This window comes from Streptococcus mitis, from assembly GCF_002096855.1.
Classification (GTDB): Bacteria; Bacillota; Bacilli; order Lactobacillales; family Streptococcaceae; genus Streptococcus; species Streptococcus mitis_Y.
This window is the reverse complement of sequence record NZ_NCVH01000031.1, coordinates 50,756-75,766: the sequence shown is the minus strand read 5'-3', so window position 1 is coordinate 75,766 and position 25,011 is coordinate 50,756. Positions and strand designations below refer to the sequence as shown.

Annotated in this window: 19 protein-coding genes; 2 read left to right on the top strand and 17 right to left on the bottom strand. The window is 39.9% G+C overall.

The genetic code is table 11. The annotated features are described in order from the left end of the window. Positions 1–120 precede the first annotated feature (120 nt). From B7698_RS05575 to B7698_RS05535, 9 genes are all read right to left on the bottom strand, one after another. The gene (locus B7698_RS05575) at positions 121–1,257 is read right to left on the bottom strand and encodes a TPM domain-containing protein (RefSeq protein ID WP_084864904.1); all 1,137 of its coding nucleotides are present in this window, start codon (positions 1,255–1,257) and stop codon (positions 121–123) included. An 18-nt stretch (positions 1,258–1,275) separates the two neighbouring features. Continuing rightward, positions 1,276–1,845 (bottom strand): LemA family protein, encoded by a 570-nt coding sequence (locus tag B7698_RS05570; RefSeq protein ID WP_084864903.1) that lies wholly within the window; start codon positions 1,843–1,845, stop codon positions 1,276–1,278. Positions 1,846–2,190: 345 nt separating this feature from the next. Further along, positions 2,191–2,529, bottom strand: coding sequence for a YlbF/YmcA family competence regulator (locus B7698_RS05565; RefSeq protein WP_000065980.1), 339 nt, complete (start codon positions 2,527–2,529; stop codon positions 2,191–2,193). Positions 2,530–2,539: 10 nt separating this feature from the next. Beyond that, positions 2,540–3,643 carry a prephenate dehydrogenase gene (locus B7698_RS05560; protein ID WP_084864902.1) on the bottom strand — a complete coding sequence of 368 codons (1,104 nt, stop codon included), beginning with the start codon at positions 3,641–3,643 and terminating at the stop codon, positions 2,540–2,542. A gap of 9 nt (positions 3,644–3,652) precedes the next feature. Further along, positions 3,653–4,819 carry a chorismate synthase gene (gene aroC / locus B7698_RS05555; protein ID WP_084864901.1) on the bottom strand — a complete coding sequence of 389 codons (1,167 nt, stop codon included), beginning with the start codon at positions 4,817–4,819 and terminating at the stop codon, positions 3,653–3,655. A 9-nt stretch (positions 4,820–4,828) separates the two neighbouring features. Then, positions 4,829–5,896 carry a 3-dehydroquinate synthase gene (aroB, locus tag B7698_RS05550; RefSeq protein ID WP_084864900.1) on the bottom strand — a complete coding sequence of 356 codons (1,068 nt, stop codon included), beginning with the start codon at positions 5,894–5,896 and terminating at the stop codon, positions 4,829–4,831. 18 nt (positions 5,897–5,914) lie between these two features. After that, positions 5,915–6,769, bottom strand: a complete 855-nt coding sequence (locus B7698_RS05545; RefSeq protein ID WP_078238277.1) for a shikimate dehydrogenase — start codon at positions 6,767–6,769, stop codon at positions 5,915–5,917. Then, entirely contained in the window at positions 6,759–7,436 is a 678-nt protein-coding gene (aroD, locus tag B7698_RS05540; protein WP_084864899.1) for a type I 3-dehydroquinate dehydratase, read from the bottom strand. Before aroD ends, B7698_RS05545 begins: the two co-directional genes overlap by 11 nt. Then, complete coding sequence (locus B7698_RS05535) at positions 7,433–8,596, bottom strand: class I SAM-dependent rRNA methyltransferase (RefSeq protein ID WP_192855107.1); 1,164 nt, start codon at positions 8,594–8,596, stop codon at positions 7,433–7,435. The genes aroD and B7698_RS05535 overlap by 4 nt, the downstream gene beginning before the upstream one ends. Before the next feature lie 149 nt (positions 8,597–8,745). On the opposite strand from B7698_RS05535, the gene B7698_RS05530 reads away from it, so the two are divergent. After that, a complete protein-coding gene (locus B7698_RS05530) occupies positions 8,746–10,863 on the top strand; it encodes an LTA synthase family protein (protein WP_192855118.1) in 2,118 nt (705 codons plus the stop codon). Positions 10,864–10,930: 67 nt separating this feature from the next. On the opposite strand, the gene B7698_RS05525 is transcribed toward B7698_RS05530, so the two are convergent. Further along, a complete protein-coding gene (locus B7698_RS05525) occupies positions 10,931–12,565 on the bottom strand; it encodes a hypothetical protein (protein ID WP_084864897.1) in 1,635 nt (544 codons plus the stop codon). After that, on the bottom strand, positions 12,546–13,295 hold the full coding sequence (locus B7698_RS05520) for an ABC transporter ATP-binding protein (RefSeq protein ID WP_070527070.1): 750 nt from the start codon (positions 13,293–13,295) through the stop codon (positions 12,546–12,548). Before B7698_RS05520 ends, B7698_RS05525 begins: the two co-directional genes overlap by 20 nt. 177 nt (positions 13,296–13,472) lie before the next feature. Here B7698_RS05520 and B7698_RS05515 point away from each other — a divergent pair, with 177 nt between their 5' ends. Next, positions 13,473–14,927 carry an alpha-amylase gene (locus B7698_RS05515; protein WP_084864896.1) on the top strand — a complete coding sequence of 485 codons (1,455 nt, stop codon included), beginning with the start codon at positions 13,473–13,475 and terminating at the stop codon, positions 14,925–14,927. A 242-nt stretch (positions 14,928–15,169) separates the two neighbouring features. On the opposite strand, the gene alaS is transcribed toward B7698_RS05515, so the two are convergent. The 6 genes from alaS to B7698_RS05485 all read right to left on the bottom strand — a co-directional run bounded on the left by alaS (position 15,170) and on the right by B7698_RS05485 (position 24,918). After that, the gene (gene alaS / locus B7698_RS05510) at positions 15,170–17,788 is read right to left on the bottom strand and encodes an alanine--tRNA ligase (protein ID WP_084864895.1); all 2,619 of its coding nucleotides are present in this window, start codon (positions 17,786–17,788) and stop codon (positions 15,170–15,172) included. Between the two features lie 21 nt (positions 17,789–17,809). Beyond that, positions 17,810–18,295, bottom strand: coding sequence for an LURP-one-related/scramblase family protein (locus tag B7698_RS05505; RefSeq protein WP_000847050.1), 486 nt, complete (start codon positions 18,293–18,295; stop codon positions 17,810–17,812). Positions 18,296–18,681: 386 nt separating this feature from the next. Further along, the gene (locus B7698_RS05500) at positions 18,682–18,987 is read right to left on the bottom strand and encodes a hypothetical protein (RefSeq protein ID WP_000429945.1); all 306 of its coding nucleotides are present in this window, start codon (positions 18,985–18,987) and stop codon (positions 18,682–18,684) included. 72 nt (positions 18,988–19,059) lie between these two features. Beyond that, positions 19,060–20,205: a GIY-YIG nuclease family protein gene (locus B7698_RS05495; protein WP_000129158.1), complete on the bottom strand. Its 1,146-nt coding sequence runs from the start codon at positions 20,203–20,205 to the stop codon at positions 19,060–19,062. After that, on the bottom strand, positions 20,198–22,129 hold the full coding sequence (locus B7698_RS05490; RefSeq protein ID WP_000203250.1) for a DEAD/DEAH box helicase: 1,932 nt from the start codon (positions 22,127–22,129) through the stop codon (positions 20,198–20,200). The genes B7698_RS05495 and B7698_RS05490 overlap by 8 nt, the downstream gene beginning before the upstream one ends. Continuing rightward, a complete protein-coding gene (locus B7698_RS05485; protein WP_001085248.1) occupies positions 22,126–24,918 on the bottom strand; it encodes a class I SAM-dependent DNA methyltransferase in 2,793 nt (930 codons plus the stop codon). The genes B7698_RS05490 and B7698_RS05485 overlap by 4 nt, the downstream gene beginning before the upstream one ends. Between the last annotated feature and the right edge of the window lie 93 nt (positions 24,919–25,011).

Sequence of the window (25,011 nt, the reverse complement as noted above, 5' to 3'; positions counted from 1 at the left end):
CTGGACCTCATACTTGCAATACTTTTACCTATTTTATCATAAAAAGCCAGAAATTCCTTAAAAATTCCTGACTTTATGATAGTTATTTTCTTATTTTAGCAATTCTTTTTCATTTTCAATTTACCAACTATCTGAAGAACCACCACCATCAAATCCACCGCCACCCCAATCATCTGAAGACCAAGATGAACTAGAACTACCAGAATCATATCTAGAGGAAGAAGAATCTGACTGTGCTCTTTGTGAAGCATAGTAGCTTTTTGTGAGCTCGGAAGTCCAAGAAGCATTCCTCACAAAATCGTTATCGTTTGGGTAGAGTTTCCCCTTCCCATTATAAGAGTATTGAGAGCGATTGAGCCTATCTAGTTGCTTTCTTTCAACTTCTGCGTAGTATGCTTCTATAAGTAATGGAGTCCAAGTGTCATTAGGTAGAAAACCTTTTGAGTCTGGATAGAGTTTGTTATATCCTTCGTACTGATATTGAGACCTAATTAAACGCTTATTTTTTTTATAGTCAGATTTACGTTCTTCAGTCCACGTATCATTAGGTACAAAGTCAGGAAAATCTGGATACAGCTTGCCTTTTCCCTCGTACTCATACTTAGAAAAGCGGCATCTTTTTAAGTACTTGATCCACGTTGCTAAACTTAGTAAAAGAAAGAACAACAGATAGAACAATATCGGAAACGGAATGTAATCGAAGTACTTACTAAAGCCTTCATTTTTTTTTAATGATTTTTCATAGCTTTTTGGAAGTCGATTATTTTCCTTCTTGTTTATGATTTCAGCTTTTCTAGACTCCGCTTTAGAAATGCCTACTAGAATTTTGTTAAGGGCATCAGTATATTTCCCTTCTTTCATGTATGGCTTAGAATCATTTAGTAAGGAACTGGCCATAGAGTCAGTAAGCCAAATTGCTGCTTCGTTGGATGTTTCAATACGAAACTTTCTATCCTTTATAGCAATAGCAATTAAAATTCCACTGTTGGAATCTTGTTTCCCAACTTTCCATTTGCGTGCAACCTCATTGGCTACCTCTTCGATACTGGAACCGTCCAGGGTATCTACAATATAAATACCCACTTGGGTTTCACTCCCAGCATTCATACTCTCTAACGTTTCTGCAACACTAGTGGTTAAATAACCGTTAGGATCGTAAATACCGTTTAAAGGACGATCTGGAACAGCTATATTAGCCGCTACCAGAGGCGTAAAAAAGAATAAAGGGGTAATTAAGAGTAAAAGTAACTTTTTCATAGGAGATCCCCCACAAGACTAATCAGTTAAATTGACTTTAGGGACAACCTTTGCATCTTTCTCTGCTTCAATTAACTCAGCTCTTTGGAAACCAAACAAACTAGCTATCACGCTAGTAGGAAAACGTCTAGTGGTCTTATTATATTCTGTTGCAGTATCGTTATAATCTTTACGAGCGACAAACAAACGATTTTCAGTTCCCTCAAGCTCTGAAATTAGAGAAGATACTTGTGTGTCAGCTTTTAACTCAGGATAATTTTCTTGAACAACTAGCAATCGAGAAATGGCAGAAGTTAATTCGCTCTCCCCTTCATTTTTTGTTTCTGTATTTCCTGAGCCAATCTTAGAACGAGCATCCGCAATCTTTGTAAAGATGTCTTCTTCATGCTTCATATATCCTTTTACAGAATTTACAACATTTGGAATTAAGTCAGCCCTACGTTGAAGTGCCACTTCAATCTTCGAGTTAGCTTGTTTCACAGATTCATCTTTGCTAACAAGACTATTGTACGAACCTGCCAACACTATAATACTGATGAAGATAATTCCTACAGGAATTCCTATTAGAGCAATTAATTTTTTTGACATATTTTTTCCTATTTTCTATTGTTCATCATTTATCTACTATTTATCGATAATAAAAATTTCATTCTCTTTCATAATTGTTTCTATATTTATTATCTCATCAACAATTTCTAACTTATCAATTGAAGTAGAAAATAACAGTTATAAACTTTCAAATTCATTTTGTATTATAGTTATGATTTTCAATAGCCTATTTAATTTGTTTTGTATTTTGTTTATTAGTAAAGACATTCATCCCCACAGTCATTCTTAAACGAACCACGCTAATAACTCTAACTAATACAGTAGTTATCAATAATAATCATACGCTTAAGAAAATACCTATAAGTAATGAACAAAATAATGTTCTTATTTTAGCAATTCTGAAACTGGTTCGAAAACAATTTTTTCAATGTCAGAAAGGTAAATTGCCAATTGTTGTTGCTTAGTAAAGAATTCTGATAAGAGGCTATTCCCTTGAATCTGCTTGCCAAAGCCTTCCATTTTCGCTTGAAAGGAAGCGTCTGGCATTTGACCTGTCTGTGCTAGTCTTTGAATTTCCTCTTGGAAGGCAACATATTCTGTAAAAATTTTGCTTGCCTCAGCATCTGCTGAAATAGCATCTTTAGCTGCTTTAACAGCCTTGTATTCTGGTAATTCGCGTAGACCGCGACTAAGTTCGTTTGCACTATCGTAAATATTTGACATGATTTTCTCCTTATTTGATGACGACTGTATAATCGGTGTTTTCTGTTATGAGGTGCTCAGCTCTTTCCAAGTCTTGAGCATTTTTAAATGAAATTTGTAGAATCCCATGAATATCCTCACGGTTTTCCTCATTGATGTGAATATTGACCAAGGAAGTTCCTCGTAGTAGTTCCAAAATCCTCAAGATGACATCTTCTTCATCGGGAACATCGACATAGAGGTCATAAGAGCTATCCACACCACCACGCTTATGGATTTCCATAGCCTGACGCTGCTCACGCGCTTGGTTGAAAAAGTTCCAAATCTGCTCTTCATCTCCCTTGCTGATGGCTTGTCCAACCTCATCTAAACGTTCCTTAAAATCCTCAATTCGATCCAGAATAGTTTCACGATTGGACAAAAGAATGGAAGTCCACATACCCGGCTCGCTTTCCGCAATCCGAGTCATATCTCGAAAACCACCGGCCGCAAAGCGCCTTGCCATCTCATGTTCTTGAGCATAAACCGCGGTCTGCTCCATAAGACTGGAAGCCAGAATATGAGGAAAATGGCTAATCTGAGAAGTCACTCGATCATGCTCCTTGGCATCAATCTCGATAAATCGGGCATGAAGACCTGAAAGCAGATCCTTCATTTCCTCAAGCGTATCCTGACTTGTCAGGCTCGAAGGTGTGAAGATATAATAGGCATTTTCAAAGAGATTGACATCCGCAGAAGCTGCTCCTGTCTTATGACTACCAGCCATGGGATGGGCCCCGACAAAGCGAACAGGCTTGCCAGCCAAATATTGCTCCGCCGCATCTACGATGGCTGACTTGGTCGAACCGGCATCTGAAATAATCACACCTTCTTTCAAGTCCAAGTCAGCCAATTCCTTAATAAAGGAAATGGTTTGTTTGATTGGCAAGCTAAGGATGATGACATCTGCTAAAGGAGCAAAACTGGCAAAATCATCTGTTGCACGGTCAATCATGCCTTCTTTCAAAGCAATATCTCTCGAAGCTTGACTGCGATTATAACCTAAAATTTCATAATCTGGATGATCACGTTTGATACCAAGTGCCATAGAGGCACCAATCAAACCAAGACCTGCGATATAGATTGTTTTTGCCATAGGAACTCCTTAATAGTTCTTTGTATAATCTCGGTGTTGGGCTACCGCTTCTTTTAATTCCTCTAGATTGTCTGATGAGAATTTTTCAAGGATTTCTTGTGCCAGAACCGTTGCCACAACAGCTTCCATGACCACACCGGCTGCTGGAAGAGCGGTCGGATCACTTCTCTCCACTGTTGCCTTGTAGGGTTCATGGGTTTCAATATCCACACTCATGAGTGGTTTGTAGAGAGTAGGAATGGGTTTCATAACTCCACGAACAACGATCGGTTGCCCATTGGTCATACCACCTTCAAAGCCCCCTAGATTGTTGGTACGGCGGGTATAACCGTCTTCTTCAGACCAGAGAATTTCATCCATGACCTGGCTGCCTTTACGATAACCAGCTTCAAATCCAAGGCCAAATTCCACCCCTTTAAAGGCATTGATAGAGACAACAGCTTGGGCCAATCTTGCATCCAATTTTCTGTTCCATTGGACATAGGAACCAAGACCAACTGGAACACCTCCAACGACTGTCTCCACAATCCCACCAATGGTATCTCCATCACGCTTGATTTGGTCAATGTAGTCCTTGATTTCCTGTTCCCGTTCTTGGTTGACAATAGAAACTTCAGACTGGGCAGCTCGTTCCTTAATCTCAGCGACTGTGAGATTTTCAGGAACATCGATTTCCTTGCCACCAAAGACCACGACATGGTTGGCAATTTCCATATCCAACTCAGCCAAGAGGCGTTTGGCTACTGCCCCAACTGCCACCCGCATGGTGGTTTCACGAGCTGATGAACGTTCTAAAGAATTTCTCAAATCATCAAAACGGTACTTGATGCCCCCAACTAAATCGGCATGACCTGGACGAGGATGGGTGATTTTTCGTTTGCTTTTAAGTCGGTCTTCAATGTCCTCCGCAGACATGATATCCAGCCATTTCTGATGGTCCTTATTGACGACATCCATGGTAATGGGAGCCCCAGTCGTCTTCCCATGGCGAACACCCGAAGTGAAGACAACTTGGTCACTCTCAATCTTCATACGGCCACCACGACCGTAGCCACCCTGACGGCGTTTAAGGTCCTCATTGATATCCTCTGCTGTCAAAGGTAGTCCAGCTGGAATTCCTTCAATGATAGCTGTCAGACGAGGGCCGTGTGATTCTCCTGCAGTTAAATATCTCATACACTCTCCTTATTTTACCAAGTAGTCTTTCATCTCTTCCAGAGAAACTGAGTGGATAGTCGCTGAACCAAGCTCTGGCACCAAGACCAATTTCAAGGTATTGCCACGTGCTTTCTTATCATGAGTCAAAGCCTGATAAAGCTTGTCAACATCCCAGTTTTCATAATCAACAGGCAAGCCAAATTTCTGACAAATCTCTGTAATAGACTGGGTTATTCCTTCTGGCATGAGGCCTTTTTCCTCAGCCACCTTGGAAATCTGCACCATGCCCATGGCCACAGCTTCTCCATGCATGACCTTGCCATAACCAGCCGTTGCTTCAATGGCATGACCAATAGTGTGGCCAAAGTTGAGGTAAAGGCGTACACCATTGTCCAACTCATCCTCAACTACCATCTTGCGCTTAACCTGACAAGAATGTTCAATCAAGGTCTCTGCATGCTCCAAAATGCTCTCTACAGTACCATCTAGCTCCGTCAATAGAGTCCATAGTTCTGGATCCTCAATCAAGCCATATTTGATAACTTCACCCATCCCTTCAATCAACTCTCTCTTTCCGAGGGTTCCAAGAACAAGTGGGTCAATCAGAACCCCGTCTGGTTGGGTGAAGGTCCCCACCATATTCTTAGCAAATGGAGTATTGACGCCTGTCTTTCCACCGATAGAAGAATCCACCTGAGCTGTCAAACTAGTCGGAATCTGAACAAAGTGAATACCCCGCATATAGGTAGAGGCTACGAAACCAGCCAGGTCTCCAACGACACCACCTCCGAGAGCCACTATTCCATCGCTACGAGTCAACCCCTGCTTAACTAGAAATTCATAGACTTTCTGAACAGTAGTTAAATTCTTTCTTTCTTCACCTTCTAAAAAATCAAAAACAGCTACCTGAAAACCAGCATCTTCTAGGCTGAGCTTGACCTTCTCTGCATAAAGAGAAGCTACATGGTTATCTGTCACAATGACTACCTTTTGTGGTTGCCAGAGTTCTCGCAACCATTGACCAGCCTGAGCCAGACAACCTTTTTCAATCTGAATATCATAAGGATGATGAGGAATATCGATTCTGATTTTCATAGGAGAATCTCCCTTTCTTTATTGGTATTTTTCTGTTAAGGACTGCCAAATCTCTTCTGTCGGCATTTCCTTTCCTGTCCACAGTTGAAAAGCTTCTGCAGCTTGATAGAGCAACATTCCCAGACCATTGACGGCTGGATTTCCCTGACTTCTGGCCCATTTCAAAAATGGGGTTTCAAAAGGCTTGTAAATGATATCTGCTACTAAAAGAGTTTCTGATAGGACAATGTTTTCAGGAACTGGAGATGATTGACCATCCATTCCTACACTTGTCGCATTGACCAGTAAATCCGACCCAGCAATCCTTGCTTGCAGTTCGGGAACATCTTCTAAAGCATACAAGTCCACTTTAAAACCTGTCTGCTCTTGTAACTTGTCTAGATAAGGTCTTGTTTTTTCCATCGAAACCGAACGAACAAAGACAGAAATCTGACTGACACCATCCAAAATAGCCTGTGCCAAGATTGATTTAGCCGCACCACCTGCACCCAGCAAGGTCATCTTCTTACCTGTAATTGTAAAAGAAGGCAAGCTCTTAAAAAATCCCTTGCCATCTGTATTATATCCAATTAAATTGCCATTCTCATTGACAACCGTATTAACCGCACCAATCAAGCGCGCTTCATCGCTCAGCTCATCCAAATAAGGAATCACCTGCTCCTTATAGGGCATGGACAGGTTGATGCCAAACATCTGGTAGCGACGAATATTGGCCACTGTTTCTGCCAAGTCAGCCACTTCAATCTCCCAAGCCACATAAGCACCATTGGTAGCTGTCGCCTCAAAGGCACTATTGTGGATAAAGGGGGAAATCGAATGCTTAATAGGATTGGCAACAACTGCAGCTAAACGTGTATAGCCATCAAGCTTCATCCAAAATCTCCCGAATTTTTTTCATGTTAGCTAGGGAAATCTGACCTGGGGCACTTGCCTCATCTAGACTAGCAAAGGACCAGCTAGAACCTGTCACATCCGCAGTGATACGAGAGACCTTACCCACCTTGCCCATAGAAATAGTTACATACTCCTGCTCAGGATTGAGGGTTTTAAAGCCTCGTGTATAGTTCATCAAGTCTAGCACATCCTGCTCCGTGTGAGCCATAGCCGCAACCTTAACAAGTTTTGGATTTAAGCTCGTCAACTCTGACAAGATTTCCATCATATTTTCAGGTGTTTCTTGGAAATTGTGGTAACTCAAAACGAGATTTGGGAAGTCCAGCATTTCCTCAAAAACATCCTTGTAGCTGTAGTACTCAAAATCAATATAATCTGGTTGATAGAGTTGCGCCACTTCCTTGATTAGATGGATATATTCTTCTGGAGAAAGGTCGATTTCTCCTCCCTCAGCGCGAGTCCGAAGGGTAAAAACCAGTTCGCGTCCTGCAAATTTTTCAAAGATAGCGGGTGCTACCTGTAAAATAACGTCCTTTGCAAGAAAGTCTGCACGCCACTCAATGATATCGGCATCTTCATACCTAGTGGCATCCAGTTCTTGCGCTTCTTCTAAACTTCTTGGCATTACTGAGACGACTAATTTCATTTACTAACCTTCATACTAATCACCTTGAGGTAATTACTGCTTTCATCTTTTTTATTATAGGCAAAGTCTGCTGGAAGACCATATTGGTTTAAAATCTGATACCTTCTTCCTGCAAAACCTTTATCAATTTGTTCTGTAAATTTCTGGCGGGATACATTGGCAGCATTGGTACTGGCAATGATAATCCCTCCCGGATTTAAAATCTCAAGACTCTGGGAAATCAACTTGTGATAATCCTTGGCCACAGAGAACGTTTGTTTTTTGTTCCGAGCAAAGCTAGGCGGATCTAGGACAATCACATCATAGGTCAAGCCTTTTCGCTTAGCATACTTGAAATACTCAAAGACATCCATGACTATAAAACGATGGTTGTCTGTGCTGAGCCCATTTACCTGAAAATGCGCTTGAGACAATTCTCGTGAACGTTTGGCTAGGTCAACCGAAGTTGTCTGGCTAGCTCCCCCCATGGCTGCAGCTACTGAAAAGGCTGCTGTGTAGGAAAACATATTGAGCAAGGATTTACCCATAGCCAATCCATCCACTAAACTACCGCGAACTTCATGCTGGTCTAGGAAAATCCCTGTCATCAAGCCATCGTTCATAAAGACTTGATACAGAACACCATTTTCCAAAACAGTGAAAAAGTCAGGTGCTTCTTGACCATAAACATGGGCAGATTCATAGTCCAAACCCTTAAAACGGATCTTTTCATATGCTCCTAACACCTCAGGAAAAACTTGTCTAAAGGCTTCTGAGATAGTCTGACGAATCTGATAAACATAAGAGTTATACCAAGAAAAGACAGCATAGTCGCCATAAAGGTCCACTATCAGACCACCAAAGCCATCTCCCTCTTGGTTGAAGAGACGAAAGGCAGTTGTCAATTCGTCTTGATAGTAGGCACTTCTCTTTTCTTTAGCTTGTCTAAACAGTGCTTCAAAGAAAGCTTGATTGAAGGTCACCTTATCTGTGCTCACAAACCAGCCCAAGCCCTTGTTTTGCTGAGAAAGGTAGGCAGTACCAAGAAAGTTTCCATCTTGACTATGAACTTCTACTTCCTGATCCTTGAGATGAACATCTGCAAGGTCGCTAGCTTCTAGTAAAACAAGCCCCTTGGAAAGCTTTTTTTCAACCCGTTTGTTGACTCTTATTCTATTCATAGTCACTATTATAGCAAATTTTGTGACAATTCTCAAAAAAGAAACTACCCTTGCTTTTTTACTCTAGTTTTAAAAAATGGTATACTAATACTAATAAAAACTTAGGAAGTAATTGTGTGAGAATCAATTTTAGCAAAATCCAAAAAGCCATGGGTACCAGACTGGGTTTTGTCCTAACCCTTTTAATCCTCTATTGGCTCAAAACCTTACTAGCCTATACCGTTGACTTTAATTTAGATATTCAATTGGGCAAGCTGCAAGGGAATTACCTTGCCTTTATCGCTTTTTTCAATCCCCTTCCCTTGGGACTCCTCCTGCTGGCTCTAGCCCTCTATGCTCGGTCAACCAAGATCTTTTATGGCCTTAGTATAGCTATTTATAGCCTTTTGTTCATTTGGCTTTATTCCAATATCTTTTACTATCGAGAATTTAGTGACTTTATCACGGCCAATACCATGAAAGTGGTCAGCAAGGTGTCTGTTGGTACTGCCGAACTAGAGTTACTGCGCTTTTGGGATTTCATCTATTTTATGGTTTTCCCATTGCTGGCTTATCTTCTCTATAAGAAGCTCATCCAGCTGGATAGGAGACCTTTCAAATTCCGCTCCAGTGTTGCTATCACTGCTCTCTCAGCCCTGCTCTTTTCTGCTAATCTTTTCTTGGCTGAAATCGAACGTCCCGATCTCCTATCGCGAGGATTTTCTAATTATTATATTGTTCGTGCCCTTAGTTTGCCAGCCTTTTTAGGTTATAGTGCCAACCAATCCTATAGCGCCAACAAAGAACGTGCTAAGGCCTCTGAGACCGACCTTCAACCTATTACAGATTATGTCCAAGAACATTCGACTAAGCCTAATCCAGACTATTTTGGATTAGCCAAAGGGAAAAATGTGATTTATCTCCACTTGGAAAGTTTCCAGCAGTTCCTACTGGACTATAAACTCAACATAGATGGAACTGATCATGAAGTCACTCCCTTCCTTAATTCACTCTACCATTCGCAATCAACCCTAGCCTTTTCGAATATCTTTAACCAAGTCAAGGCTGGTAAGACCTCAGATGCGGAAACCATGCTGGAGACTGGTTTGTTTGGACTTGACCAAGGTTCCTTCATGGTCAACTATGGAGGTACCAATACCCAGCAGGCAGCTCCTTTTATCCTATCAAAAAACGGCTATCAATCAAGTGCAGTCTTTCACGGTAATATCGGGACCTTTTGGAATCGAAATACAACCTACAAACAGTGGGGCTACCAATACTTCTTTGATGCTTCCTATTTTACCAAGCAAGACAGTAGCAATTCTTTTCAATATGGTTTAAATGATAAAATCATGATGAAAGATTCTATTCAGTATCTGGAGCACTTGCAGCAGCCTTTTTATGCTAAGTATATCACGGTATCCAATCACTATCCCTATGCTAGCAATCTAACAGGCGATGAGCTTGGTTTCCCACTGGCTAAAACCAAAGATGAAACAATCAATGGCTACTTCCAAACAGCAAACTATCTGGATAGTGCTATCAAGGCCTTCTTTGACTATCTCAAAGAAAGTGGCCTCTATGAAAAATCCATCATCGTCATCTACGGAGACCATTATGGAATTTCTAACTCCCGCAATCCTGACCTGGCTCCCTTGATTGGCAAGACTTCTGAAAACTGGTCTAATTACGACAATGCCATGTTGCAACGAGTGCCTTTTATGGTGGTCATGCCTGGCTATGAAAAAGGACAAATCATCAATACCTACGGTGGACAAATCGATATCTTACCGACTCTCGAACACCTCCTTGGTATTGAGTCCAATTCCTTCCTTCAAGTCGGCCAAGACCTTCTGTCTCCAGATCATCAAGAAATCGTTGCCTTTCGAACTGCCAATTCCTTCGTCACACCTAAATACACCAGTTATGACGGACGAACCTACTATACTGAGAGCGGTCTTGAAATCAGTAATCTTGATGAACAAGCTCAGACTGAACTAGAAATCGTTCGGCAGGCAGCCAGCCAACAGCTGAAAATCAGCGACCAGATTCAAACTGGTGATTTGATACGTTTCTACCAAGCAGATCATCTTGGAAAAGTTGATACAGAAAGTATTTCTTACCTCAATTCTTTACCAATTCTGCAAAAGATTGAGCAGGAAAAAGGAAGTCAATCAACCAGTCTCTTTAGCCAACGACAAGGTAAGACCAGTACTGACCTTTTCAAGGCACCAAGTTACCAAGAACTCCATCCAGAGTCTGCAGAAACTGAATCAAAATCACAATAAAAGATGCTCTTCCGTCTTGGAGGAGCATTTCTTTTTATAAAATTTATCAAGTAAGCGACAAACTACCTCATCTTTTTTCTATTTCTGCTAATATGCGTGACAGGTAGTAATGATAGCTAAATATAGCAAGACCAAGCAGAAGGATAAGAACTCCTACTCCCAAGCTGATGGCAAAGATAGTGGAGAGAGACTGAACCAAGAATAAGCTCCCTATTACAAGGGCCATTAGGATTGCACTATAAACCAAAATCAAAACAATTGCTACTATACGATTTGAACGGTTTACCAAGTCCGTAATGTTACTCCAATTGGTTGACAAATTTTTAACGTCCTTAAAGTAATGGTGGCAAGAAAGGATGACACTGGCAAGGGTCCAGACTACAAGAAGGTAAATCATCGAAAGGATGGGCAAGCCTAAATATAGAGAAAGACCAAGTAAAGTCAGAACTGGTAAAAAGGACTGGACAGCAAATATAATCCAAAATTTCACTTTTACATAACGAGCAAAGTCAAAGGGTAAACTCTTCAGAAAATCAACATTTTCCCTCTCCAAGGATAAGGCAATTGAATGCAGGCTGGTGATATTGTTATTGACAACAGCTAGAAAGAGACCTATAAAAAACAAGGGTAACCAGTATGGAGGATGAATGTCTGGAACTATCTGAGAATCTCGGATGTTGGAAATCAGACCGATCATCATGAGATAAGGAAGGAAAGCACTTGTAAAAAGCACTGTAATCACGCCAGTCCCCTGTCCCAAAAGGGTGAGGTGGTAGCGTAAAACCATACGGAAAAAGCCCTTTTTAGTAGTTGAGAGCCCCTCCTTACTGCGACGTTCTTTTTTGACCTTCTCCTCACTATTAAGTAGGATCACATCATAAAAACGAGGCAAAACCTTCTTTTTGGTCAGGTAAAGCAAGAAAAGAGTTAAAGCTATCCAAGCGAGCAGACCTAGGATGGCTTCTATCGAAAAAGGCTCCACTGCTATTTTGTAAAAGAGATGAATAGGATAAAGAAGAGGTGGAATTTCTTTAGTCTGATCACCTATACCTCTAGAAGTCGACTGTAGAAAGAAGACAAATATTAAAGGTGTGAGAACTCCTATCCCAATCATCACATTCGAAAAAATAGACTGATACTTTCTAAAAAGCGCAGTTTGAGCCAAGAAATGCACTGCCACTACCATCACTAGAGCCACCGAAACAAATAATAGAGCCAAGGACAGTAGCATCAAAGGCAAGCCAAGCCAAAGAGAAGGTGCTAGCCTAATATATAGGACTAGAAAATAAGCTAGGATTGGTACAATTCCAGGCAGAGCTGGCAAGAGGACAGACAGTCCTTTAGCGATTATAATCTCTGATTCTTTAAAGGCATAGGGCCTATAGGAGACCAGGTCCTTACTCTCATAAAAGACATTGTAAAAAGCTGTTAAAGAAGTTGAAAAGGCAATCACTAGTAAAATAGCAACCATGAAGCTAAAATAAACAGGCATTTCCTCAAAAGGAAAACGAAAGGCTATATTTATAAACATGAAAAGCATCAAGAGACTAGAAAAAATGTAAGAACTTAGGACTCTAGCGGAAACATTTACTTTTTTCCCAGGATTCTTAGCCTGCTTCTTTCGTAGATTAGCCAGATTAGCTTCTTGAGATGAATAGAGGATATTGATATCAACTAATTTTTTAATGACCTTGAGACGCATCCGCAACCTCCTCTTTTCTACCAGCAAGACTAAGGTAGATACTTTCCAAAGACTGGTCTGGGTGGTCTTTTCTCAAGTCCTCTACGCTACCACAATAGATCAAATGCCCCTTTTTTAAAATGGCAATCCGATCACAGACTTGCTCTGCCACCTCTAGGACATGAGTTGAAAACAAGACTGTCTTGCCTTTTTGTGCATGTTCCTTCATCATTTGCTTCAAATCAAAGGCAGCCTGGGGATCCAAACCTGTCAAGGGTTCATCCAAGACCCAAATATCGGGATCGGACAAGAGTGCCCCGATGACAAAGACTTTCTGACGCATTCCGTGAGAAAGAGTTTCAATAACCTGATAACGGTTTTCAGCAAAATCAAAAACGTTCAATAGCCTAGCTAGACTAGTCTCCAAGTCAGAGCTAGTCAGATCATAGGATGAAGCAATCAATTCCCAAAATTCATTGGCTGTTAAGCGTAAAAATAAGTCAGGCGAGTCTGCTACGTAGCCAATTTTTCGTTTAATAGCTAAACGATTTTCCGATAACTCCTGACCGTCTACTAAAATACGACCACTGCTGGGTGAAATGATACTGACTAGGGATTTTATAGTGGTCGATTTTCCAGCTCCATTATGGCCAATCAAGCCCATAATCTCTCCATTTTCAATCTGCAGATTGAGATTGCTCAAGGCCTCTTTATCACCATACAACTTACTAACATTTTGAAATTCAATCATGAAAAATCTCCTCTCTTTATCTATGTAATTTACTATAATTATAGCGCTTTCATTTTAAAAATCAACATTTTATATAAAATAGTCAAAAACTTATTATTCAGTTTTACGCAAACGTTTGAGCTAACCAATACTTTATGATAGAATAAAGAACAAGATTGACAAGTAAGAGGAAACATCATGCAAAATCAAACACTCATGCAATACTTTGAATGGTATCTGCCCCACGACGGTCAGCACTGGACGCGTCTGGCTGAAGATGCTCAACACCTAGCTGATCTCGGTATCAGCCATGTCTGGATGCCACCAGCTTTCAAGGCTACCAATGAAAAAGATGTAGGTTATGGGGTCTATGACTTATTCGACTTAGGGGAGTTTAATCAAAAAGGTACTGTCCGCACCAAGTATGGTTTTAAAGAAGACTATCTTCAAGCCATTCAAGCTCTAAAAGCACAGGGAATTCAACCTATGGCCGATGTGGTGCTCAATCACAAGGCTGCGGCCGATCACATGGAAGCCTTTCAGGTTATTGAAGTGGATCCTGTAGACCGTACAGTTGAACTTGGGGAACCCTTCACCATCAATGGCTGGACTAGCTTTACCTTCGATGGGCGCCAAGATACCTACAATGACTTCCACTGGCACTGGTACCACTTCACCGGTACAGACTATGATGCCAAACGTCGCAAGTCTGGCATTTATCTCATCCAAGGGGACAACAAGGGTTGGGCAAATGAGGAATTGGTCGATAACGAAAATGGTAATTACGACTATCTCATGTATGCCGACCTAGACTTTAAACATCCTGAAGTCATCCAAAATATCTATGACTGGGCTGACTGGTTCATGGAAACCACTGGTGTAGCTGGTTTTCGTTTGGATGCTGTCAAACATATCGATTCTTTCTTTATGGGCAATTTCATCCGCGATATGAAGGAAAAATACGGTGAAGATTTCTATGTTTTTGGTGAATTTTGGAATCCTGACAAGGAAGCCAATCTGGACTATCTTGAAAAAACGGAAGAACGATTCGACCTTGTCGATGTTCGTCTCCACCAGAATCTCTTTGAAGCCAGTCAAGCTGGCGCAAACTATGACCTTCGTGGTATTTTCACAGATAGCTTGGTTGAACTCAAACCTTACAAGGCTGTGACTTTTGTCGACAACCACGATACCCAACGTGGTCAGGCTCTTGAGTCTACAGTTGAAGAGTGGTTCAAACCAGCAGCCTATGCCCTCATTCTATTACGCCAAGACGGCCTTCCATGTGTCTTTTACGGAGACTACTATGGGATTTCAGAGCAGTATGCTCAACAAGATTTCAAAGAAGTCCTTGACCGCCTCCTAGCCATCCGAAAAGATTTGGCCTATGGAGAACAAAATGACTACTTTGATGATGCTAACTGTATCGGTTGGGTACGTTCAGGTTCTGAAAATCAATCCCCAATCGCAGTCTTGATTTCAAATGACCAAGAAAACAGTAAATCAATGTTTGTCGGCCAAGAATGGGCTAACCAAACCTTTGTAGATTTACTTGGAAACCATCAAGATCAAGTTTCAATCGATGAGGAAGGTTATGGACAATTCCCAGTCTCAGCTGCTTCGGTAAGTGTCTGGGCAGCCAATACAATCTAATAGTTCATAATAATCAAGTCAGGTCCAAACGGATTTGGCTTTTTTGTAGTCAAAAAAGACCTACCCACCAAATGGATAGATCTTTATACTCAATGAAAATCAAAGAGCAAACTAGGAAGCTAGCCGCAGGTTGCTCAAAGCACTGCTTTGAGGTTGTAGATAAGACTGACGAAGTCAGTCACATATAAAATCCAAGGCGAAGCTGACATTGTTTGAAGAGATTTTCGAAGAGTATTACTTGATTACAATTTACCTGCTACTTCATCCAACAATTCTTGGATCTTAGCTTGGTTGCTTCCTCCTGCCATGGCCATGTCTGGTTTACCACCACCACGTCCATCGACGATTGGTGCTAATTCTTTGACAAGGTTTCCTGCATGAAGGTCTTTTGTCTTGCTTGCTACAAGGACATTGACTTTGTTACCGATAGCAGCAACTAGGACAAGAAGATCAGAGTAGTCTTTTTGTTTCCAGTTATCTGCAAAAGTACGAAGGGCACCAGCATCTGATACAGACACTTGGCTAGCAATGTAACGGTGACCGTTGACTTCCTTAACATCCTTGAAGATATCGCCTGCAGCTGCAGCTGCGGCTTTTTCTTTCAACTCAGCATTTTCTTTTTGCAATTGACGAAGTTGTTCTTGAAGTCCTTCTACCTTGTGAGGGACTTCCTTGACTTGAGGTGCTTTCAAGGTTGCTGCGACAGCTTTAAGAGCATCTTCTTGTTCGCGGTAGGCTTCAAAGGCTTCCTTACCAGTCACTGCTAAAATACGGCGAGTTCCTGATCCAATCCCTTCTTCTTTGACAATCTTGAAGAGTCCAATCTCAGAAGTATTGCCAACGTGGGTACCACCACAAAGCTCGATAGAGTAGTCACCGATAGTGACAACACGGACTTCCTTGCCGTATTTCTCACCAAAGAGGGCCATAGCTCCCATTTCTTTAGCAGTGTCAATATCCGTTTCAACTGTCTTCACTTCAAGAGCTTCCCAGATTTTTTCGTTGACTTGCTGTTCAATGGCACGCAATTCTTCTGCAGTTACTGCTTGGAAGTGGGTAAAGTCAAAGCGAAGGAATTCTACTTCATTAAGCGAACCTGCCTGAGTTGCATGGCTGCCAAGGATATTGTGAAGAGCCGCATGGAGCAAGTGAGTCGCAGTGTGGTTTTTCATGACACGGTGACGACGATTGGTATCAATTGCCAAGGTATATTCTTGGTTCAAAGCAAGCGGTGCAAGAACTTCAACCGTGTGAAGTGCTTGTCCGTTTGGTGCTTTTTGAACATTTGTCACAGTAGCCACAACCTTACCTGACTCATCCAAGATTTGTCCGTGGTCAGCGACCTGTCCACCCATTTCAGCATAGAATGGCGTTTCCGCAAAGATAAGAGAGGCAGTTCCTTCTGACACAGCTTCTACTTCTGCATTGTCAGCCACGATAGCTACCAATTTAGAAGACAATTGGCTAGCATTGTAGTTGAAGACACTTTCCACAGTGATGTTTTGAAGGGTTTCATTTTGCATACCCATTGAGCCACCCTTGACAGCTGACGCACGCGCGCGTTCTTGCTGTTCTTTCATGGCTGCTTCAAATCCTTCACGGTCCACAGTCATACCAGCTTCTTCAGCGATTTCTTCAGTCAATTCAACTGGGAATCCGTAAGTGTCGTAAAGTTTGAAGACATCTGAACCAGCAATGACAGATTGACCTTTTTCTTTCAAGTCAGCTACAATGCCTTGGGCAAAGTGTTGACCTGAGTGAAGGGTACGAGCAAATGATTCTTCTTCGCTCTTAACGATTTTTTCGATAAAGTCACGTTTTTCAAGCACTTCTGGGTAGTAGCTTTCCATGATTTTTCCAACCGTTGGAACAAGTTTGTAAAGGAAAGGCTCGTTGATACCCAATTTTTGACCATGCATAGAAGCACGACGGAGCAAACGACGAAGGACATAACCACGACCTTCATTTCCTGGAAGGGCACCATCACCGATAGCAAATGAAAGTGAACGGATGTGGTCAGCGATAACCTTAAAGCTCATGTTATCGCCATCTTGGTCATAAACCTTACCAGACAATTTCTCCACTTCACGAATGATCGGCATGAAGAGGTCCGTTTCAAAGTTGGTCTTAGCCCCTTGGATAACGGCCACCAAACGCTCCAAACCAGCGCCCGTATCAATATTCTTGTGTGGCAATTCCTTGTATTCGCTACGAGGAACAGCAGGGTCTGCGTTAAATTGTGACAAAACGATGTTCCAGATTTCGATATAACGGTCGTTTTCGATATCTTCTGCAAGAAGGCGAAGACCGATATTTTCTGGGTCAAAAGCTTCTCCACGGTCAAAGAAAATCTCTGTGTCCGGTCCAGAAGGTCCCGCACCGATTTCCCAGAAGTTGTCCTCGATTGGAATCAAGTGACTTGGATCCACTCCCACTTCAGTCCAGCGGTTGTAAGAATCTTTATCATCTGGATAGTAAGTCATGTAAAGTTTTTCAGCTGGGAAGTCAAACCATTCTGGGCTGGTCAAAAGCTCATAAGCCCAAGTGATAGCTTCATCACGGAAGTAATCTCCGATAGAGAAGTTCCCCAACATTTCAAACATAGTATGGTGACGTGCTGTCTTCCCTACATTTTCAATATCGTTGGTACGGATAGCCTTTTGGGCATTGGTAATACGTGGATTTTCAGGGATAATGGTCCCGTCAAAGTATTTCTTAAGGGTTGCTACCCCAGAGTTTATCCACAAAAGAGTTGGGTCATTTACAGGAACCAAACTTACTGATGGTTCTACAGAGTGACCTTTGGTCGCCCAGAAATCAAGCCACATTTGGCGTACTTGTGCACTAGATAGTTGTTTCATATTGTCTCCTTATTTACTTGTTTAATGTGATTGGCTTTCCAGCATTTCCACATAGTCAATCGCGACACAGAGGGAAATGACTAGGTCTGCATAAGCGTCCTCAAGAACCGTTACGCTATAGGTAGAGGTCAGATGGAAGAGTTCCTTCTTAATTTCCGCAATCAGCTGATCGCGATCATCCAGCAATTTGAAATTCAAATCCCAGATATTGCCCTCGATACGAAGACCTAGATTATCAAACTCATACTTATCTCGCCAGAAGGTCAACTTCTTGCGAATGACAAAACTCGAGCCATCCCAAAGCTGAATCTCAAAACGAGGTAGCAAGGTCAAGATTTCTTTACTAATCTGACTAACCTGTTCACCAGTCGCATCATAGATGGTAAAAGTTTTGGGAATCTTAAAAAATGATCCCTCCACCTGATAGGCAATTTCTCCTTTGTCATCCTTGATAGCGAAGCGTTCGCCTCCAAGACGAAACTTTTGTTTGACAAGAAATGTTTTCATCAACACCTCCAAAAATCAAAAGACAAGCTCATATCACGAAGGGCGAAAAACCGCGGTACCACCTTCATTCAATGAACTTGTCATTCTCTTATTCTTATGCAATTGTATGATTGAGTAGCATGACTTTCTAGCTTAGATGGCTCGCAGCACCGCCATTTCTCTGGACTAAGATAATTGAAAATCAATTCTCAACTTTCTTATTATAACGTTTTTTTAAGCTTGCGTCAACTGGAAATCATCTTAACTAATAGTAGTGAGGTAGGAGGGAAGACCTTTTAAAAATTTAACTACTAGTTTCGAAATGTAAGTAGTAATATTTAATTTATTTCTAAAATCTTTCTATCTAGCATAGCCCTAGAAGGCTATATAAAACCCTCCAGCGCTGTTTAGTATGTCCCCCCTACACTGATAAGATTCCACTCAGAGTAGCTTATCTTGAACAATTTTGGGGATTTTGTGTCTTCGTCATATACTACGAGATAGTGCCCTTCATCATTCCAAAACTTGCCCAATACCTCGGAGTCTCTTAAATCCATTTTCTGGTTTAAGTAGTCGCTAGTATACTCAATTTTTGGTGCATCTTTTACCCCAGCAGTAGAAAAACTGCTACCAATAAAGATAAAAGCATAAAATAGCACCACAGCAATCCCCAAGAATTTAAAGATTTTATAGTTTGTATTATTGTTTTCCATGTTTGTATATTCCTTTTCTTTCTATTTTGTGTTTCCTTAAATCCCAAGAGGGAATTTTACCCCCTTATCCAACTAAATCATTAAGCCAATTTTTTCAATCACTTCTTGGATCTCATCTAGCGATACTAGAAACCACTCTTTAGGGACAAAGCTATCTCCATTTGGTGCTATTAATTCCATATCTAACTGCTTGTCTGCAAAATAATGATGAAGAGTAGTTTCTAATTTTCGAGCGCTGAAATTTTGAACCTCAAAACTAGCTACTAAACGGACAGGAGCAAAAAGATAGGTTCCTTCTCTTTCTGAATTTGCTAACCGTTTTTCAATTTGATCCTGTGTAAAACCGATTTTATAGAGATTACTGATGTTGGCAATTTGAGGATTGCTACTCAAAGATTTCACTACATAGATATATCCAGTTGTAATTCGTTCGCTTGGACTGATAACAGTCATCACATCTTCTATCAATTCTGTTACCATTCGTCCATGGCGCGTTCTATCGTGCAGATTAGATACAAAAGAGCGGAGTAAGGCCTTCTTATTTTCTGTACCATTTTCATATACGAGATGAAGTTCAGCATTAGTATAACCATTCTTATCAGTGAAGTCTTCTCCTTTAGAAACAACATAAACCATTACTCCATTATCCACATAGAACATACCAGGTTTAATTTCTTTTTCTTTTATCACATCAGACTTTCTGACTTGACGACGACCTTCACTAATTTCATCATGAACACGAGTAAATAATCCCTGATAATCTTCAAAATTTCCCATCCGTTTACGTGTTCGTGTTTTATCACGCGCTTGAATCGTTCGTTTATAACGTGAGACATCAAATAAAGATTTTTCAGCACCATTTACTGACTCAAACAATTTATCTGATAAAATATCTGTTAAACTAGCAGGACTTGAAATAGGGGTCTCGGACTCAACTATATCTATTTTTAGTAGCCCAAATTCATCATAAGGTTCTAACTTTCGGATGCTATTAGGAGATTTTCTAATACCATTCAATCGAGAAAATAAACTGCGTTCTTTAATATTTCTAGACTTTTGTGGCTCTTGCCCATTATTTTCTCTCACCCAATCTATAATTTCTAAAAATTTCTCTACTTCATGATCTGTAACTATTTTTTTCTTAGGTTTTAAAGGAGTTATTAAATGTTCAAAATCAGAATCATTAAAAATGTCATTTAAGTTTTTGAAATCAGTCATTACCGCTCTCCATCTTCAGCTTCATCTGAGATAATTGTAACAAAGCATAAGCAAGTCTCTGTTCGTACTTATCGTGACTTGATTTATCTGGATGACGACCATTTTCTTTCAAAAATTGCTTAATTTGAGGATAAAGAATTAACAGTTCTTCTTCAGAAAACTCCATCTTCTGACCATCCATATAATCTTGTATCAGACGTAAAGTCGGAGCATCAATTTCACGTGATATAACTTCGTAAGCTCTCTGGAAGGGATTAATCTGATCAATCAAATCAATAGATAACTCATCAATATTCACAAATTTATCTGCCATTTTTAGAAAATCTGTTTGCCCTACTCCCTCTTTCCGTTCAGCTGATTGAACCACCGATTGACTAATAAACTGTTGACGAACTTCTTCAACTTCAGCCCCACTTAAGTCAGGGTAGATTTGTTTAATGATGGCTGGAATCATCTGCTTATTAATGACTTCTGCATCCGTTCCTGCAGCAATTGCAGTTTGGATACGCGGTTCTTGCAATATACTAGCACGTAAGTCATTCAAATCATTTTCTATGATATCCTTTGTTCTCTGTGTACTAGGCTCTTTTAAGCCTTTAACAAACATTTCGGCACCAGAAGATTTCTGGTCTTCTCGGTCTTTTCGTTTGAACTTGAAATTTGGCGCTAAAACAGACTCCATCAATAGACTAGCTGTAATGGCCTTCATAACATTATTCACAGCGAAGAAAACTTCATCATCTTGAGCATCTGGTTGAGAAATGAGATTGGTAAATTGAGCGTGTGACTTATTGGAACTATCGCGTGTTACTCGACCTATAATCTGAACAATTTCTGTTAGCGACTGACGATAGCCAATCGTCAAAGCATACTCAGCATAAGGCCAGTCAAAACCTTCTTTAGCCATACCAAGTGCAATAATGATATCGAGATCATTTAAACTGCTCATCTTGTTTAGGTAATCCTGTACTTTTTCACGTTCTTCTTCTGTGACAAGGTCTGCAACTTTCAATACACGACCTGTTTCCTCAGTAACTAACCATAATCCAGTCTTAGGATCTGGAACTGCTTGCCCCAGTTCGTCTAAAATTCGGTCAACTTCATCATACTTATCCTTGGTTGACTCACCTGAGTTTACATTGGGAATATGAATAATGGTTTTCTTGCTCGTGTCCAGTACTTCGTGCAAAGCATCCGTATAACGACCACGATAAAAGTTATAGCCCATGGCAAAACTTTTCAGATATTTGTACCCCTCCAACTGTTCATAATAAGTATAGGATACCTTGTCGAATTTTTGCTCATCTTCAGGTGCCAAAATAGGTACAGAATCTCCACGGAAATAAGAGCCCGTCATAGCTACTACATGGGCTGTTGAATTGGCTAATATGTTTCTTAAGGCATTTCCTAAAACTGAATTATCATCTTGAGATACATGATGAAATTCATCGATAGCTAAAAGAACATCATTAAAATCACTATCAGCCAGCTGTTCAAAAGCAAAACGCAAGGTGGCATGCGTACAGATTAAAACTCTATCATCAGGAGACTCTGAATGCATAAAGTCTACAAACTGTTTTACCTTACTTTTACTGGTCCCTTGTTCAGTCAAATTATTTTTGGAAAGAACTTCCCAATCCCAGTAAAAACCATAATCTGTCAATTTTGTTGAACGAAACGATTTTCCGATAGATCTTTCTGGAACAGCTATAATAGCTTTTTTCAGACCTTGAGCATGTAATTTATCAAGAGCAATAAACATCAAAGCTCTCGACTTACCAGATGCAGGAGGCGCCTTAATCAATAAGTGTTGAGAAGTTCTCTTAGCATATACCCGCTCCTGCATTTCACGCATACCAAGTGCATTATTAGATTGACTAGCACCTGTACCATTGTAATTAATTTCAAATATATTTGAGGTCATTTCGCTTCCTTTTCTGTCATTTCTTTATACAGATTCAATAAGACACTGAGCCTTTCTTCATCTGATTCAAAAGGCTTTTGCTGGTAGGCACGTTCTACGATACCATCAATTTTTTCATGTGCTTGACGAAGACGTTCGTTCATCGGTTTATTGGCTCCACCGTACAATTCAGCCAAGGTTCCACCTTCTTCTTCTCGAACATCCAGCATTTCAAAAACAGCTTCTTCAAGCATATTTTTCCGACTATCTGAAAGTTCTGGAATTGGGAATGTATTATAAACCAGTCCAGCTGAATAACGCAAACGTGTCTCTAATTTTCCTCCAATAGATTCTAACCAAACCATATGCATTTTGGATTCTAAGATACCAAGAAGCCAAATAGGAGCATTGTAAATAACCATAGCAGAATCTGATACAATTGTGTCATCTTCAATAAATCCCATAGGTACATAAGTACGAGATTCTGATGATACACGTGGAACAATAATGGCTTGACAACCTTCTATATCTCCTTTTTCATATGCTTCGTCGTATTCACCTCGTTGTACAAATTTCCATGGCGTAGACGCAGTTTCTCTTGTTCCAGCAGCCTTAGAATTCAGGCGTTCTTGCCTTACATTTTCAAATAATTGATGGAATTCCTGGATCTTATCTAATTTAGTATATTCATCTTGATCAATCCAAATAGTATATCTAAAATTTCCATTGATATACTCATCTGCTCCAATATACTTTTTAAAATACACTTCAGTTTCAGGATATCTTTGAACTAATTTATTTTTATCATCATTTGTCAATATTAGATATTTACTTCTTGGCATATTCCCAAAGACTATTTTTGGAAAATTATTTAACTTCTCTGAATCATTGTGATTAGATACAATAATATCATCTGCGAAAGCTAGATAGGGATTTATATTCTTTCCATAACTTTCTCCCTTATCACTATATATAATTTTTTTCTTATCATTTTTATTTGAAAATCCAATAATCGTAACTGTAACCCCTGCATTATGGGCCGCGCTATTGTTCCATTTAAAAGATTGATATGCAAAGGAAATTTGGCCATATCGTAGAAGAACACTCCACAAAATTGAAACTTGCTCACCTTGATTTATTGAATTTGTTGTTACAAAAGCATATTGAGCATTTTTACCATAAATAAGGTGAGTTGCCTTATAAAACCATCCCGAAATATAATCTAATTTTTTAGAAGAAATTTCTGAACAAATCACATTTTCTAGTTCCTTCTTTTGTTCCAAGGTCATTTTTTTAGAGCCTATATACGGCGGATTCCCAAATATATAAACTTCGTCATCTGCCTTAGCATTTAACACAATTTCCCAGTCAATTCTTAGGGCATTCCCACAAACGATATTTCCAGCTTCTCTTAAGGGTAATAGTCTTGGATGGACATCAGCAAGCGCTTCTTCCATCTCCACATTCATCTGGTGTTCCGCTATATACAAGGATAGCCTTGCTACTTCATGAGCGAAATCATCCAATTCAATTCCTGAAAACTGGGATAGAGAAATCTTAGACGCATCAGCAATCAATTCTCCTTGATAAACAGCTTTTTCATTCAAGGCTTCACGAATTTCACGCTGTTTGACTAAGATATTGATTTCTAAACGACGAAGTTCTTTATAGGTAATGATGAGGAAATTTCCAGAACCACAGGCAGGGTCTAAAAACTTGATAGAGGCCATACGAGTAAGTAAATCTTCTAACTTAGGTAAGATTTGTCGCAATTCCTTGCGACGATGTTCATCGCTAAAGTCACCACCTCCTATATAATAATCAGCTCGTTCTTCTAATTCCGTAAATGCTACTCGTAAATTATCTAAAAATAGTGGTTTGATGACCTTCATAATATTGGGCACGCTAGTATAGTGCATACCCGATGTTGATCTTGCTTCTGCATTTGCCACAGTTTGGATCATTGATCCCAAAATATCTGGATTGATTTCATTCCAGTTGAGCAATTCCCCTGCTTCAATGAGTAGTTGACGAGTTCTTTTATTAAAAATAAGGTCATGATGTGGCTCTGAAAAAAGCTTACCATTTACATAAGGAAAATCTGATAACCACGACTCCAAATCCTGACGACTAAATTCAGGCATATCTAAAACAGTAAATAGTTTTCTAACACACTCATTCAAGTCAGAACCATCTTCGGATGTCCTCATCTTAATAACATTTGTGAAAGCTCCCTTGGAGATGATATTTGTATCTTCTGCAAATAGTAGAAAAAGAACACGAATCAAAAATAAATTAAATGATTTACCATCAGTTTCAGTGATTGCTAGTTCAGGATTGATAGAAATTAGTTCATCATAAAGTTTGGTGAAACGCTCTGCCGCTTTTACATCAGCAGGGTTTTCCTTATCATAATCAATCTTTTCAATTCCATTCCAAGGTAAAAAGAAATCACAATGGGCTGGTAAATCATTAAAAGAAATTGCTAGAGTTAGACCTGTCTGTGTATCCTTTGCATATAATTCTTGAAAATCTGTTGTAATAATAAATCGAGATTTTCGAACCTGCCCCTCCAACTCTTTATCAATCTCAGTCAGAGCAAGTAATGGCTGATTTTCAACTTTACGAAAGTATAATTTATTTTTTATTATAAAATCATCAGATGCCACTTTACTTGCTCTTGTTATGGTCGTTTTAGTAATGTCAAATAATGAAATAAAATCAATAATAAATGTCGATTCATTAAGATTCTCTACTAAAACCTTGGTTCTATCCTCAATCTCAGTGATATTTAATAACTTTTTAGCCATTAGATACCTCCAAGAAACGCAAAAAGCCTACTGGATTTTCAGTAGGTTTCAATCTATATTTTTCACATATTTTTATTAGGTTATATATATATA

Coding starts and splice junctions, on each gene's coding strand:
- B7698_RS05575 (WP_084864904.1), bottom strand. CDS start 1,257: ATGAAAAAGTTACTTTTACTCTTAATTACCCCTTTATTCTTTTTTACG.
- B7698_RS05570 (WP_084864903.1), bottom strand. CDS start 1,845: ATGTCAAAAAAATTAATTGCTCTAATAGGAATTCCTGTAGGAATTATC.
- B7698_RS05565 (WP_000065980.1), bottom strand. CDS start 2,529: ATGTCAAATATTTACGATAGTGCAAACGAACTTAGTCGCGGTCTACGC.
- B7698_RS05560 (WP_084864902.1), bottom strand. CDS start 3,643: ATGGCAAAAACAATCTATATCGCAGGTCTTGGTTTGATTGGTGCCTCT.
- aroC (WP_084864901.1), bottom strand. CDS start 4,819: ATGAGATATTTAACTGCAGGAGAATCACACGGCCCTCGTCTGACAGCT.
- aroB (WP_084864900.1), bottom strand. CDS start 5,896: ATGAAAATCAGAATCGATATTCCTCATCATCCTTATGATATTCAGATT.
- B7698_RS05545 (WP_078238277.1), bottom strand. CDS start 6,769: ATGAAGCTTGATGGCTATACACGTTTAGCTGCAGTTGTTGCCAATCCT.
- aroD (WP_084864899.1), bottom strand. CDS start 7,436: ATGAAATTAGTCGTCTCAGTAATGCCAAGAAGTTTAGAAGAAGCGCAA.
- B7698_RS05535 (WP_192855107.1), bottom strand. CDS start 8,596: ATGAATAGAATAAGAGTCAACAAACGGGTTGAAAAAAAGCTTTCCAAG.
- B7698_RS05530 (WP_192855118.1), top strand. CDS start 8,746: ATGGGTACCAGACTGGGTTTTGTCCTAACCCTTTTAATCCTCTATTGG.
- B7698_RS05525 (WP_084864897.1), bottom strand. CDS start 12,565: ATGCGTCTCAAGGTCATTAAAAAATTAGTTGATATCAATATCCTCTAT.
- B7698_RS05520 (WP_070527070.1), bottom strand. CDS start 13,295: ATGATTGAATTTCAAAATGTTAGTAAGTTGTATGGTGATAAAGAGGCC.
- B7698_RS05515 (WP_084864896.1), top strand. CDS start 13,473: ATGCAAAATCAAACACTCATGCAATACTTTGAATGGTATCTGCCCCAC.
- alaS (WP_084864895.1), bottom strand. CDS start 17,788: ATGAAACAACTATCTAGTGCACAAGTACGCCAAATGTGGCTTGATTTC.
- B7698_RS05505 (WP_000847050.1), bottom strand. CDS start 18,295: ATGAAAACATTTCTTGTCAAACAAAAGTTTCGTCTTGGAGGCGAACGC.
- B7698_RS05500 (WP_000429945.1), bottom strand. CDS start 18,987: ATGGAAAACAATAATACAAACTATAAAATCTTTAAATTCTTGGGGATT.
- B7698_RS05495 (WP_000129158.1), bottom strand. CDS start 20,205: ATGACTGATTTCAAAAACTTAAATGACATTTTTAATGATTCTGATTTT.
- B7698_RS05490 (WP_000203250.1), bottom strand. CDS start 22,129: ATGACCTCAAATATATTTGAAATTAATTACAATGGTACAGGTGCTAGT.
- B7698_RS05485 (WP_001085248.1), bottom strand. CDS start 24,918: ATGGCTAAAAAGTTATTAAATATCACTGAGATTGAGGATAGAACCAAG.